Here is a 13,057-nt window from a genome sequence, read left to right as displayed (position 1 = left end):
TTCCCCCGTTATCCGCGGGCCCGGCGCGCCAGTTCGTGCAGCACCGCGGAGGTGGGCACGGGCGCCTGCCGGACACCGCTCAGTTCCTGCTTGAGATAGGTGCCGCGGTCGGAAGCGGCCGACGCGAACTCGGTGCCGGCGTCCTGCGGCCGGAAGCCGTGTTGGACGGCCAGCATGCGCAACTCCTGGTCGGTGCCGAGGAGCTCACCGAGCGCGCGGCCGTTCTCGGTGAGCGGTACGACGGTGTGGTCGCTGGTGATGGTGGTGTCCGGATAGAGGACCACCATGTCGCCGGGGCTCTGCCCGTCGTCGTCGAGGAGCGCGGCGATCTGCGACTCGTAGACCAGGACCAGCGGGTTGCCGGCACCGCTGACGAAGTCCCGGAAGACCGCGTCCGTACTGGACTGCTGGGCGCCCTGGACAGCGATCAGCTTGCGCATCAGGGGCGCCACGCGCTCGACGTCGGCGTCGCTCGTCACCAGTCGGCCGCCGGCCGCGACATACGAGGTGGCGGCGAGGTAGAGGGCACCGGAGTTGGAGGTCTCCGGGTCGGTGCTGGAGATGTAGAGGGTGCCGGTCAGCTCCCCGTACTTCTCGGCGCCCTTGAGCTGTTGCCAGGTCCGGTCGCCCCTGGCGGCGTCGAGGTAGGCACCCATCTTCAGCGTGCCGCGGTGCTCGTCGAGGGTGGCGAGCCCGTTCGCGGCCAGCACCTCGGCGGCGTTGCGGTGGGCCACGACGACGAGGGGCGAGTAGAAGGGGCGCGCCAGGGTCTGCTTCACGCCGTACTTCTTCGCGAGCTCGGCGGCGGGCACCTGGCTGGACGGGAAGGCGGCGTCGTACCCCTTGAGGTCGAATCCCTCCATGGCCCAGGACCCGGAGGTCTCGGCCTTCACGGTGTAGCCCTTGGCGGCGAGGGCCTTCACCACGTCCGGATCGGCGAAGAACTCGGCCTTCTCCGATCCGATCACCATGCGCACGGTCTTCGTTGCCGTGCCCGTGTCCTGCTCCTCGCGTCCTGCCACGACGGCCGCCACCACGCCGCCGAGCAACAGGACCGCCAGGACGATTCCTGCGATGCGTCTCACACCGGGGAGAGTGCTCGCGGAAGGCAAAGTTCCCTGTGTGGCCTGGTGAACGCAGGGTGACGAGCCGATCCCGGTATGCAACCGGAGCGCTGCGTTCCGGTCGGTGGCCGATTGTTTTCGGGTTCGGTGGGGTACTCGAAGGCGGCGTAAGGCTGTTGTTTCCCTTCCCGTCCGTTTCCGGCTGGGCTGATGCCGGGCAGGTGCTGGGGGTGGTGGCGACGTGCTGCGACATGGAGCGCCGGGGTTGTGACGGGCCCCGGCGCTTCACCGTGCGGTGGGCTTCGCCGCGTTGTCCCCGCGCGCATGCCGTCCTCGCACACCGGGGCTCGGCCCCACGGGTTTTCCTCGCCCCGCCGTACGCGGTGGTGTGGCGCCCGGTCCGCCTGTTGCTGCGGGTGCACAGGGACCGGGGCCGATCCCCGATCGTGGCACTCCCTGCAGGGGAGGGGAGGTCAGCCGGTGGTGCTCAGCTCGCGCCGGCCGGCCACGGCCAGTGCCGCGCTGTGCGCGTCCATGCGCTCGGCCGCGAGGATCGCCGCCGCCGTGTCGGCGCGGGAGGCGGCGACGACCAGGGCGCGGCCCGCGAGGGCGTGTGCCCGCCGGTGGAGCGCCGAGGTGTGCGGATCGTGGTCGGCGGCGGCCGCCGCCGACCGCACGGGCGGGAGTCCTCCCCGCAACCGGGCCACCTGCCCGGCCAGCCGCTCCGCGGCCGCGTCCAGGTCGTCGGACGGAGCCAGGGTGCGGAGCTCGTCCGTCACGGTCAGCAGCGCCGCGAGATGGCCCGCGAGCTGGATGTCCAACTCCTCCTCACGGGAGCGGTGAGGGAAGTCGGGGGTGGTGCCGGCCATCGTGTGGACCGACTTGGTGCGGATCGGTTCGTACATGGGATGGCCTCCAAGCTCTCCGTGTAACCAGCCTAGCTTAGATTCCGTCTAAAGTTGAGTGCAGTCCGAGAGCTCTGCGAGTGTTGCGTCACGTGCCCGACGGCCTTCGGGAGCCCGTTGCGCTGAGGCGGGCGACCGTTGCCTACGGGCTCGCCGTACGGCAGGTGCAGCCGGTTCTCATAGGCGGGCCGCCCTCGGCCCGGCCGATCTCCCCACTGGTACGTCCATGCCCCGTCGAGATGGACGCGACTGTCGCCGTCGGCCACGACAGCGAGTGGCTGGTTTGGGACAGCCCCGGTGTGTGTCACCTGGGGATCCTTGCCCCTCGAGTGTCCCAAATCTGCCAATTCCCGCCCGCTCTGGACGGGCGTGGGCGACTGTGCCCGGGTGGCCTCAGAGCAGGTGGTGGTACAGGGTCTGCTGGAGGCCTCCCGCGTCCGGCATGAGGGGCGTGGGAGTGATCGCAGGGGATCATGGCAGTGAGGCCCGGTACCCGGTGACGATCTCGGCCCAGACCATCAGACCAGCGCCGGTTTCGCGTGTCCCCCAGCGGTCGGCCAACACGTCCGTGATCAGAAACCCACGCCCGTGCTCCCGCTCCGGGGCGGGCGGCGTTCTGGGTGCGGCCACCGGCGCCGGGCCGTGTCCCTCGTCGATCACGCTGATCGTGACCGTTCCCGCGGTGTGGGCGCAGGTCACCGTGATGGTGCCGCTGTCAGTGTGCTCCAGGGCATTCGCGACCAGTTCTCCGGCGATCGTCTCCAGGTCGTCCATCGTACGGGGCGAGAGGCCCCACGATCGGGCGGTGTCACGGACGTAGCGCCGTGCGGCGGGCGCCGAGGCGAGGTCGTGGCCGGGGAAGGTGAGCAGGGCATACGCGTGGGGTGCGGGCGGGCTGTCGGCCGGTACGTCCGGGAAGTCCTGCACCGGCAACAGGGAGACCGCCGGTGTTCCGTCCAGGCGGGCTCGCGGCACTCCGGCGAGCCGTGTACCTCGGGACCTGGCGATGAGCAGAGTGTCGCCGAGGGCGTCGGCCAACTGAGCCGCCAGGGACCCGAGTTCCCCATCAGCCCTCGCATCGCGCCTCCCGAGCACGTCTCCTGTTCGCCCGAGGAGCCGGTCTGCGAGGTCGAGTTGCTGGTTCTCGATCCGTTCCGCGTGCCGGGAGGCCGGACCGTCTCCGTCCGTGAGGAGAAAGCAGGGCTGGCCGTGGGCGCCGGTCCAGGGCAGGAGCCGTACGCGGGGCGTGTCGTCGTTCACGATGCCGCTCCCAGGTGAGCGTGGATGTCGCGGGTGTCGAGGTCGAGGCCGTACGTGGTGCACCACAGGGTGTCCCGCCGGAGCCGCTTGATCCGTGCCTGCTCATGTCGTTCGTAAGCCCTGAGGTACGGGCGGACGAGGGTGGTGGCAGAGCCGTCGATGGGTTCGTACCAGTGGCGGACAGTGGGCGCGATGACGGTGTGGGGCGGCGCGAGTAGCGGAAGTGGCCAGGTCTGCGCAGACCTGGCGGCAGGTGGCCGCTCACCCACGCGATGTCGGCCGGGTGGGCGCAGCAGAGCCTGGACCAGGCGAAAAGCGTGGGCGATGGCGTTGAACACGGTCAACTCCCTAGAGCGCGAGGAAGGTTCACTGTCTACGAGGAACATCCGCGCGCTGATCACGCGTGCTCGATCGGCACGGCGGGTGCTCGTTGAGTACCGTTTCATTGAAATTCAATGACCGATAGTCAGGTGGGGTGTTTTCCCCCGGTCGGGTGAAGGCTTCGGGAAGGAACCCGGGGCGCGGACTGCCACGTACGCTCGGCGTGGTGGTTCGGCATCTGGCCAGCCCAGCGACAGGTAAGGCCTGGTTGGAGGCGTGAACGTGACCGTACGAGGCTCAGCAGGACCGGCCGGTCGTATGCAGATTGCCCGGGCCCTCAGGGCACTTCGTACTCGGACCGGTCTCACCCAGTCCGAGGTGGCGAAGCGCGCGGGAGTCTCGGTCGGAACGGTGAATCGCTACGAGACGTGGCAGGACCGCGCAAAGCTAAGAGTGCCGACCGTGAGCGCTCTGGCCGATACGTGCGGCGCGACGGCCCAGGAGCGCGCAGCCTTGGTTCAGCTCGTGCGGAACCAGGAGAACGGCTGGTGGATGGACCATCCCGCCGTCCCGGAGGTCATGGACCCGCTGCTGTCGTTCGAGGATGTCGCCGAGTACGAGCACGTCTTCGCCAACGCCCTGGTGCCTGGGTTGCTGCAGACGCGGAACTACGCCCTTGCCCTGCATCGGGCACAGGACGCCCGTGGCGGGGCGGATCTGATTGAGAACAAGGTGGACGCCCGCATCAAACGGCAGGCGATCCTGGATCGCTCTCCCGCTGTGCACCTCTGGGTGGTCCTCGACGAGGCTGTACTGCGCCGAACCGTCGGCGGTGATGACGTGATGGCCGAGCAGATCGATCATCTTCAGTCCATGGCGCGCCGCCCCAACGTGGACATCCAGGTGCTGCGATGCGCTGCGGGCGCACACGCCGCCGGATCCGGTGGGCATTTTCTGATTCTCGGCCGGGACGACGAGGGCGATCCGCTCAGCGGCGTGAACGTCGTCTACCTCGAACTCCACAAGCGAGGCCTCTACCTTGACGCGCCCGACGAAGTACAGGGCTACAAACTCATGTTTGACTACTTGCGAGCCCAAGCTGCCGACACCTCGGCCAGCCTGGATCTGCTGGCTGCCGCGAGACAGGAGCTCTTCCGATGACCGATGCGTCAACCACCATCCAGTTTTCCTCTGCAGTCTGGCTGAAGAGCAGCTACAGCGCGGCCAACAACGAGTGCGTCGAGGTTGCCTTCCACAGCCGGCTCGCGTCCATACGCGACTCGAAAGCCCTTCAGCGAGGCAAGCTGACTGTATCTAGGGATGCCTTTGCCGCCTTCATAGAGAGGTTGAAGGCTCCGGAGGACATACACAGGGTGCTGTGACTCCTGCTACACCCCACACTTCAGCTCGAATGGACGCAGTGCTTCAAATGTGTTGTCGCCGTTCACCGTTGATTTAATCCCGTTAGAAGATTCGTTCATTCAGCACATTTCCCGCGTGTGTATATTAAACAGCTCAGCCTTCCGGGATCGAGACTTCCTGAAGACTCTGGATGATCAACTCAAGATCTGATAGGGCTTTGAAGCAGAAATTCTGGTCATGGACATTGATGGAGTGGACGACGTCCGCGAACCCGGGATTATCAAGCCCTTGAGCTTCGCTCAGAATCCGGGACGGCAGTAGAAGCCAGTTTCTCTTGGTCCTGTCAAGCGTCCACTCAACCTGGGTTTGTAGCTCGCTTACGGAATGTTCTATGAGCTGCGCAACCCCTTCACGGGGCGACGCGTAGCGCCATCCCATGTACGGTACCTGCGGGTAGCCGTAAACGGGATGAGTCTCTGCAGGCAATGAAAACCATGCAAGCTCTCCAAATCTACTGAGTACCTGCATCGCCCGAACACTGCGAGTCGACATACGAGAATCCCTCCACGCGTCACCAGAGGGGCCCTGAGTACCCGCCATCTTGGACGACGAGTTTCTTGCCAGGGTTCAACAAGCGAATGGATCGCTCATAGTCCCCATAAGGAATCGGATCTGATCTCATTGCTGGATCGTATACGTACCGACCGTCTGTGTAGACATCATGATAACGGTATTCCGTCACTGCTCGACCTGAATCCTCAGGGATGTTGATGGCAGGATCGTTCTTGATTGTAAAGTTGATGACTTTTCCCTGCCCCCCAGACTCGCGGAGGATGTACTCGGCGATCTCCGAGCAGTCGATATTTCCGCCGATCGGCGCTGACCGCATAGCCTCGGTCGCCACTCCATCAGGAGGGTAGTTCGGATTCGCCTCTCTGAAGTCGAAGATACCTCGGGTATTTTCACTACGCGGGCAATCAGGTGCAAGACCGAGTGAATCGGATCGCGTGTGCGGGTTGTATACGTAGGAGGCCGGGTTGGGGGAAGGGGCGAGGCCGAGAGGGTCAGGGGTGAGGTAGCGGGCGGTTTCGGGGTCGTAGTGGCGGAAGTAGTTGTAATGGAGGCCGGATTCGGGGTCGTAGTACTGGCCGGGGAAGCGGAGGGGTGTGTATGTGGTGCTGTTGGTGGCCCAGGCTGTTGTTCCCCACAGTGTGCTCCGCGTACGCCACGCGATACCGCCTTGCTCGTCGACGAGTTCGGTGGGTGTGCCGACGAGGTCGGTGACGATGGCGAAGAAGCGGGTGTCGATCTCCTCTTGCGGGACCTCGGCTGCGGTGATGCGTTCGGTCTGGACGATCGGTTGCAGGCCTTGGTGGTCCCAGGTCAGGGTGACCGGGTTCGGCAGGTCCGGGGACGTGGTGGTCTGTTCGCACAGCGTGGTGCCGTCCCACGTGAAGTCGACGCGTTCGACGACCGTTTCGCCGTTGGCCGCGATGCGGAGTTTCGCCGTGCGGCGGCCTAGGGGGTCGTACGTGTAGCGCCAGAAGGTTCCGTCCGGTGTCGTCACCGAGGTGAGGCGGTCTTCCGCATCCCACGCGTAGCGCCAGGTGTCAGGCTTGCGGGACAGGCGGGTCTTCTGGCGGAGGGTGATGCGGCCTGCGGTGTCGTGGCCGTAGCGGACGTTGCCCGCGCGGGTGATGCGGGTGCCCACATAGGCGCGCTCGCCCACCGCCTCCTGGCCGGGGTGGCCGGACGGCCACGTCGCCGAGCTCTGGTTGCCCGCCTCGTCGTAGGCGTATGTCTCCGTCCAGTTCGCCGCGTGCACCGCTGTCACCCTGCCTACCGCGTCCAGGTCGAAGCGGCGGGAGCCGGTGAGCTGATCGTCGATGCCGGTCAGGTTGCCGTCGGCGCGGTAGGTGTAGTCGCGGTGCTGGACCGTGCGGATGTCCGCGCCCGTCACTGACTGGGTGGTGAGGCGGCCCAGAGGGTCGAAGGTGTGCTCCAGGGCGACCGTCTCGCCGACCTGGCGGGCCAGCTCGCGGCCTGCCTCGTCGTATGTGAAGTCGACGGTCCGGCCCGAGGCCACCATTCCTGTGCGGCGTCCGGCGGCGTCGTACTTCCATGCCGTCGTCGCGCCCGTGGGCGTGGTGCGGCTTGTTCGGCGACCGAGTTCGTCGTAGGTGTACGTCAGTTTCCTGCCGTTGACCGTCTCCGAGCTCAGCCGTCCGAGGTGGTCCCGCAGCAGTGTCAGCGTCGTGCCGTCCGGGCCCGTTGCCTGAGCGAGTTGGTCAGTCATGTCGTACGCATACGTCGTGACCCGGCCTGCCGCGTCCTTGGTCACGGTGCGGCCCAGCACGTCCCGCTGGAAGCGAATGACGTCGCCGGAGGCGGTGGTGCGGGTGGTCAGCAGCCCGGCCATGTCATGGGTGTAGGCCACCGTGCGGTTGTCGAAGTCCGTCTCCGCGACCAGACGCCCCGCATGGCCGTACTCATAACTCCACGTCAGCCCCTGGGGATTGGTGACCTGGCTGAGGCGCAGTTCGGTGTCGTAGTCGAAGGTGTAGCGCACGCCGTCCGGGCCGGTGCGGGCCGTGAGCAGATCGAAGTGGGTGTACTCGTAGTGGGAGACCGCGCCCATGGGGTCGGTGTGGCTGGTGCAGTTGCCCTCGCCGTCGTAGGTCCAGGATTCCGTGGTGCCGTCCGGGGCAGTGCGCCGAGCCGGTTTGCCCTCCACCGTCCATTCCAGGCGTGTGACCGCGCCGAGTGGGTTCGCGATGGTGACAGGGCGGCCGAAAGTGTCACGTTCGTAGCGGGTTACGGCTCCCAGCGGGTCGGTGATTTCCAGGGGCAGGCCTGCCGCGTCGCATCGCACCCGCGTCGTCGCGCCCAGTGCGTTGGTGACGGACGTCAGGTGCCCTGCGGCGTCGTAGGTGAAGCGGGTAGTCGCCCCGGACCGTTGGTCGGTCACGGCGATGCGGTTACCGAAGGCGTCGAAGTGCTGGGTGAGGTGCGTGCCGTCTGGGTGGGTGAGAGCGACCGGTAGTCCCTGGTCGTTGTAGCCGGTGCTGCTGTAGCGGCCGTCGGAGCGTACGACCATGATCGGGCGGCCCGACTTGTCGTAGGCGTAGCTGGTGGTGCGGCCGAGCGGGTCGGTGACGGTCAGCGGGCGGTCTTGGCAGTCGTAGGTTGTGCGGGTCGTCGCGCCGTCCGGGCCGGTTTCCGCCACCACCTGCAGAGCGCTGTTGACGTGGTAGCGCGTGGTGTGGCCCAGGGAGTTGGTCGCGGTGATGATCCGCTGCCCGGTCTCCGTGTCGATGTCGCCGTAGGTGAACGTGTTGCGCAGGTGGCCCGCCTGCCCTGACTGGGAGGTGCAGCGGCCCTGGTCGTCGTAGACGTAGTAGTACGACGAGTTGTTCGTGTCCGTCCAGGCGGTTATGCGGCCGAAGGAGTCGTTGGTGAACCGGGTCGGTATGCCGGAGGAGTTCGTTACCGCGGCGAGGTGGCCGTGCTCGTCGTAGCCGAAGTGGACCAGTCCCTGGTCGCTGCCGTCCGTGGCGGCACTGGCCAGATGCAGAGCCGTTATCCGGTTCCCGACTGTCTCGATCCTGAGGCTGTAGCCGGCCGAGTGCACGATCGCCGTGGGGGCACCCTCACCGTCGTACTCGAAGCTGAGCCACTGGGCCGAGCGGTCGGTGATCTGTTCCAGCAGCGCGATGCCGTTGCCGTCGCCGCCCGGGGACGCGAAGTACCAGGTGCGGCCGGATTCGGGGTCGGTGACGGTGTAGTCGCCGTGGGTGTCGACGGTCAGCGGGTACCGGCCGCCCTCCAGGGGCAGGGTCGGCACGCCGGGTGCCGGGTGTGGGTAGGCCAGCAGCGCCCCGTTCTCGCGGACGAAGATGACGCCTTCGGCGTCGATCTCCAGGCGCTGGTCGGCGGTAGAGGTCCAGCTCGGCCCGAACCAGCGGCCTGCTCGGTAGGACGACTCGAACTGCCGGGTGAAGACCAGGGGCAGCTTCGCGGGGAGTGTGACGTCGGTCTGGGGGAGGGCCATGCGGCCGGTGGCCATGTCGATGGGGTCGCCGAACCACTTGCACTTGAGTTCCCTGGCGAAGTCCTTGAGCGCCTGGCCCACGCTCCTGCGGGCGGCTCCCGTCGCCGCTCCCTTGGCCGCTCCGCGCAACGCACCCTTGCCTGCGGCCCCGGCACCCTTGCCGCCGATCAGGTTCGAGGCGAGGTAGCCCATCGCGTCGCCGGGGTCACTGCGCCAGCCCGTGCCCAGGACTGACATCGGCAGGCGCTCGGGGTGCGCGGCAGTGCCCACCAGGCCGGCCAGCAGCATGTTGGAGTTCGCCAGCCACTCGCCGGGGTGGGTGATGTTGTAGGAGTCCATCGGGTTGACCGTGCGGGCCAGCTTCACCGCGTCCGCGCCGCCCTTGAGCAGACCGCCCAGCACATGGACCGAGTTCAGCTGGGCGCCGACGAAGGCGTCCGCCGCGTTGGCGCCCACACGGTCGGTGAAATCCGGCTTGGCCGGTGCCAGCTCCAGTGCCCCCGCCACCCGGCGCTGAGCATCCCGGGCGGCGCTGGTGCGCTGACGACGCGCCTCCTCCAGGATCTCCACTGCCTCCCGCCTGCCCGCCACCGACGGGTCGACGAAGGTGCCCGGCTCGGTGGGCCTCGGGCCGGGGTCCCGGTCCGCCAGCGCGGCCGCGTTGTACCGTTCGGCCGCCTGGTTGAAGGCCTTCACCTTGGTGTTGTGCGCGTCCGCCGCCTGCCGGTAGGCCTCCTGTGCGTTGCGGAAAGCGTCGATCGCCGCCTGCGCCTGCTGCTGCGCCCAGCGCACGGTGTCCGCGTACGCCTCCAACGCGGTGGCCGCCGTCTCGCAGGCGTCGGCCGCCGCGAGCCACTGCTTGGGCTGCATGTCGAACTTCGCTCGGAAAGCGTCCCCCGCCTCGCCCTGCCAGCCGCCGGAGTCCAGCCCCCGCAGGCCTTGGCCGACGCTGTCGAACGCTCGGAAGAAGTCCCGCAGGTGCCGCGCCCTCGCCTCCAGTGCCTCCGGGCTGCCGTGGATGAGCTCCTTGGGGTCCTCGGTCTCGCCCAGCTCGCGCTCGGCGACATCGCCGCCCAGCCGGTTGTTCACGCCCTCGCCGAAGTCGCGCACCCCCTCGGCCAGGCCGCCCGCGCCGACCGCCGACAGGCCGTCCGCCGCTCGGTCCGCGCCCCAGTTGGCGGCCTCCCCGATCCCCCTCGTCGCGCTGTCGACGACACCCTCGACTCCGTCGCCGATCCCGTCGACCCAGTCCCCCACGCCCATCAGCCCTCATCCTCCCCGGGCTCCGGGGCCCGTGGTGCTTCCGTCTCGGGCTGTGATGGGCCACCCCACTGCCACTCCGTCCGGGGATCGAACAGCGCGTCCGGGGTCACCGTCGAACTCGATATGTCCTGCCCCGCCTGCGCCCAGGCCTGCCGGGCCCCCTCCTGACCCGCCAGATAGGACCCAGGGCTGTAGTCCGCGTTCGCGGCATGGGAGAGGGCGTTGTCCTTGAACGTGTCCGACCAGGAACGCTGCTCGACTTCCTCCGGGGACAGGTACGGGTTGCCCGCTGCCGCCGTCCACACCGTCTTCAGGGTGTTCGAGACGTACTCCTCCTGCTCGTGATACAGCCCCGCCGACAGGTTCAGCCGCCCCGCGAATTCGTTGGCGTCCTGCATCAGTGAGCGCACACCCCAGCCCCAGCGCTCGCAGAAATCGGCGAAGACCTGGTGCAGGCTCGCGTCCCCCACCTCCAGGCCCGCCAGCTCCAGGTCGCTGAAGCCGCGCCCCAGGTTCGCCTCGATGTCGAAGCCCAGCTCCTTCAGCTCGTCCATCGCCAGGTTGATGCCCCGGGTGATCCGCTCCAGCGCCTCCGCATCGACCCGGTAGCCGCCACCACCGCCGCCGGTCATGCGCCCGCGCCCTCCGCGTCCAGGGCCACCGAGTCCGGAACGATCCCCGCCACCGGAGGCAGCACCATCCCCGCAGCGCTCCCCGCGTCCACCGCGATCCCGACCTGCCCGCCCACCTCCGGGATCACGTGATCCAGCAGCCGTGCCCCGTACACCGGCACCCGATCGGGCACCGCCTCACCTCGCGCCTCAGCGAAACGCGCCAACGCCGCATCATCCGTGAACACCAGCAACCAGCGGATACCACCCGCCTCAACCCACAGCAGCGCGTCGTCCACCACCGGCACCAGCACCTCACCGCGCCGGAACTCCCCCACCACCGCCCGTAGATCGCCCTGCCCGGCCGCGGCCAGGTCCGCCAACCGCACCCGCAACGCCCCCGCGCCCATCCCGGCCACCCCTGTCGACCCTCACGCGCTCATCGCACAAACGGTCGACCACCTTATCCAGTTGGGCCCTGAGGAGCACGGCAGATCCCGGCCCCACTTCAGATGCGTGTCGGAATGCGAACGCCGAACGCCAAGGGGCCGGGTCCGCCGTCCGGAAACAGCGAGCCCGACCCCGTCACCGGCCCGGTGAGCGCAGCGTCACGGCTGGCTGTAACCGTCCAGGAAGTGCCCGATCCGTGTGATCGCCGACGTCAGGTCCGCCACCGTCGGCAGTGTCACCACCCGGAAGTGATCGGGCTCCGTCCAGTTGAAGCCCGATCCCTGGACGACCATGATCTTCTCGCGGCGCAGCAGGTCCAGGACCATCCGGCGGTCGTCCTTGATCTTGTAGACCTTGGGGTCCAGCCGCGGGAAGAGATACAGCGCGCCCTTCGGCTTCACGCACGTCACGCCCGGGATCTGCGTCAGCAGCTCGTACGCCACGTCCCGCTGCTCCTTCAGCCGCCCGCCCGGCAGCACGAGGTCGTTGATCGTCTGGCGGCCGCTCAGCGCGGCGACCACCCCGTGCTGGCCCGGCATGTTCGCGCACAGCCGCATGTTCGCCAGGATGGTCAGGCCCTCGATGTACGAGTCGGCGTGCGCCCGCGGGCCGGAGATCGACAGCCAGCCCACCCGGTAGCCCGCGACCCGGTACGCCTTCGACATGCCGTTGAAGGTGAGTGTCAGCAGGTCGGGCGCGATCGAGGCCGTCGCGCGGTGCGTGACGCCGTCGTACAGGATCTTGTCGTAGATCTCGTCCGAGCAGACCAGCAGGTTGTGGCGCCGTGCGATGTCCGTGAGGCCGCGGATCACCGTCTCGTCGTATACCGCGCCCGTCGGGTTGTTCGGGTTGATGATGACGATCGCCTTGGTGCGGTCGGTGACCTTCCGCTCCACGTCGGCGAGGTCGGGCATCCAGTCGGACTGCTCGTCGCAGCGGTAGTGCACCGCGGTGCCGCCCGACAGTGAGACCGCGGCCGTCCACAGCGGGTAGTCCGGGGCCGGTACGAGGACCTCGTCGCCGTCGTCCAGCAGGCCCTGCATCGCCATCACGATCAGCTCGGACACGCCGTTGCCGATGAAGACGTGCTCGACGTCCGTCTCTATGCCCAGCGTCTGGTTGTGCATGACCACCGCCCGGCGCGCGGCCAGCAGGCCCTTCGCGTCGCCGTACCCGTGGGCCGACGACACGTTGCGGAGGATGTCCTCCAGGATCTCGGGCGGGCACTCGAAGCCGAAGGCGGCCGGATTCCCGGTGTTGAGCTTGAGGATGTGGTGTCCCGCCGCCTCAAGCCGCATCGCCTCCTGGAGCACCGGGCCCCGGATCTCGTAACAGACGTTGGCGAGCTTGGTCGACTGGATCACCTGCATGTCGGTGAGCTTACGGCCCGGTAACGCTTCCCGCGGCGTGTTTTCCACCACGTGAGACGACCGCTATGGGCCCATATGCGCCTCCGCTGTCACACAAACCCCAGAAGTCTCTACAATCCCCGCCCATGTTCAGCCACCCTCAGCGCAATGACATGACATACGGCGTGAATGCGGCGAACGGAGTGAAGGGTGCGAACGGGATGAAGGGTCAGTCCGGGGAGAACCCGGACCTCCACGGTCGCCCGAACGTGTACCACCCGTACGGTGACGCCTCCGCGGCACCTGCCTACGAGGCGTACTCGGACCCGGCTACCGCGCACGGCTGGCAGAACGCGTACGACGACACGGTGCGGATGGATCCCGTTGTGGATCCCGCCGGGGCCGGGGCCGGGGCCGGGGC

At 67.8% G+C, this 13,057-nt stretch carries 11 protein-coding genes and 1 pseudogene; 3 read left to right on the top strand and 9 right to left on the bottom strand.

The window, feature by feature from the left end; all coding sequences use genetic code 11:
• Window positions 1-8: 8 nt before the first annotated feature.
• The 4 genes from FPZ41_RS17645 to FPZ41_RS17630 all read right to left on the bottom strand — a co-directional run bounded on the left by FPZ41_RS17645 (window position 9) and on the right by FPZ41_RS17630 (window position 3,567).
• Window positions 9-1,085: a hypothetical protein gene (locus tag FPZ41_RS17645; RefSeq protein ID WP_322620363.1), complete on the bottom strand. Its 1,077-nt coding sequence runs from the start codon at window positions 1,083-1,085 to the stop codon at window positions 9-11.
• Window positions 1,086-1,537: 452 nt separating this feature from the next.
• Window positions 1,538-1,969, bottom strand: a complete 432-nt coding sequence (locus tag FPZ41_RS17640) for an SCO4983 family protein (RefSeq protein ID WP_152863711.1) — start codon at window positions 1,967-1,969, stop codon at window positions 1,538-1,540.
• Between the two features lie 471 nt (window positions 1,970-2,440).
• Window positions 2,441-3,229, bottom strand: a complete 789-nt coding sequence (locus FPZ41_RS49890; protein WP_194236121.1) for an ATP-binding protein — start codon at window positions 3,227-3,229, stop codon at window positions 2,441-2,443.
• Window positions 3,226-3,567: a hypothetical protein gene (locus tag FPZ41_RS17630; protein WP_152863709.1), complete on the bottom strand. Its 342-nt coding sequence runs from the start codon at window positions 3,565-3,567 to the stop codon at window positions 3,226-3,228. Before FPZ41_RS17630 ends, FPZ41_RS49890 begins: the two co-directional genes overlap by 4 nt.
• Window positions 3,568-3,868: 301 nt before the next feature.
• On the opposite strand from FPZ41_RS17630, the gene FPZ41_RS17625 reads away from it, so the two are divergent.
• Both FPZ41_RS17625 and FPZ41_RS17620 read left to right on the top strand, forming a co-directional pair.
• Window positions 3,869-4,711: a helix-turn-helix domain-containing protein gene (locus tag FPZ41_RS17625; RefSeq protein ID WP_152863707.1), complete on the top strand. Its 843-nt coding sequence runs from the start codon at window positions 3,869-3,871 to the stop codon at window positions 4,709-4,711.
• Complete coding sequence (locus tag FPZ41_RS17620) at window positions 4,708-4,932, top strand: DUF397 domain-containing protein (RefSeq protein WP_152863705.1); 225 nt, start codon at window positions 4,708-4,710, stop codon at window positions 4,930-4,932. The genes FPZ41_RS17625 and FPZ41_RS17620 overlap by 4 nt, the downstream gene beginning before the upstream one ends.
• A 133-nt stretch (window positions 4,933-5,065) precedes the next feature.
• Here the strand turns inward: FPZ41_RS17620 and FPZ41_RS17615 are convergent, their stop codons facing one another.
• The 5 genes from FPZ41_RS17615 to FPZ41_RS17595 all read right to left on the bottom strand — a co-directional run bounded on the left by FPZ41_RS17615 (window position 5,066) and on the right by FPZ41_RS17595 (window position 12,657).
• Complete coding sequence (locus tag FPZ41_RS17615; RefSeq protein ID WP_152863703.1) at window positions 5,066-5,440, bottom strand: hypothetical protein; 375 nt, start codon at window positions 5,438-5,440, stop codon at window positions 5,066-5,068.
• A gap of 43 nt (window positions 5,441-5,483) precedes the next feature.
• The gene (locus FPZ41_RS17610; RefSeq protein ID WP_152863701.1) at window positions 5,484-10,226 is read right to left on the bottom strand and encodes a putative T7SS-secreted protein; all 4,743 of its coding nucleotides are present in this window, start codon (window positions 10,224-10,226) and stop codon (window positions 5,484-5,486) included.
• Entirely contained in the window at window positions 10,226-10,858 is a 633-nt protein-coding gene (locus tag FPZ41_RS17605; protein WP_152863699.1) for a hypothetical protein, read from the bottom strand. The genes FPZ41_RS17610 and FPZ41_RS17605 overlap by 1 nt, the downstream gene beginning before the upstream one ends.
• Complete coding sequence (locus FPZ41_RS17600) at window positions 10,855-11,247, bottom strand: SseB family protein (RefSeq protein ID WP_152863750.1); 393 nt, start codon at window positions 11,245-11,247, stop codon at window positions 10,855-10,857. The genes FPZ41_RS17605 and FPZ41_RS17600 overlap by 4 nt, the downstream gene beginning before the upstream one ends.
• A gap of 198 nt (window positions 11,248-11,445) precedes the next feature.
• On the bottom strand, window positions 11,446-12,657 hold the full coding sequence (locus FPZ41_RS17595; RefSeq protein WP_152863697.1) for a pyridoxal phosphate-dependent aminotransferase: 1,212 nt from the start codon (window positions 12,655-12,657) through the stop codon (window positions 11,446-11,448).
• Window positions 12,658-12,782: 125 nt separating this feature from the next.
• On the opposite strand from FPZ41_RS17595, the pseudogene FPZ41_RS17590 reads away from it, so the two are divergent.
• Window positions 12,783-13,057 (top strand): annotated as a pseudogene (locus FPZ41_RS17590) (hypothetical protein); the annotation flags it as partial.

This window comes from Streptomyces acidicola (assembly GCF_009377235.1).
Taxonomy (GTDB): domain Bacteria; phylum Actinomycetota; class Actinomycetes; order Streptomycetales; family Streptomycetaceae; genus Streptomyces; species Streptomyces acidicola.
This window is presented reverse-complemented; position numbering and strand designations above follow the sequence as displayed.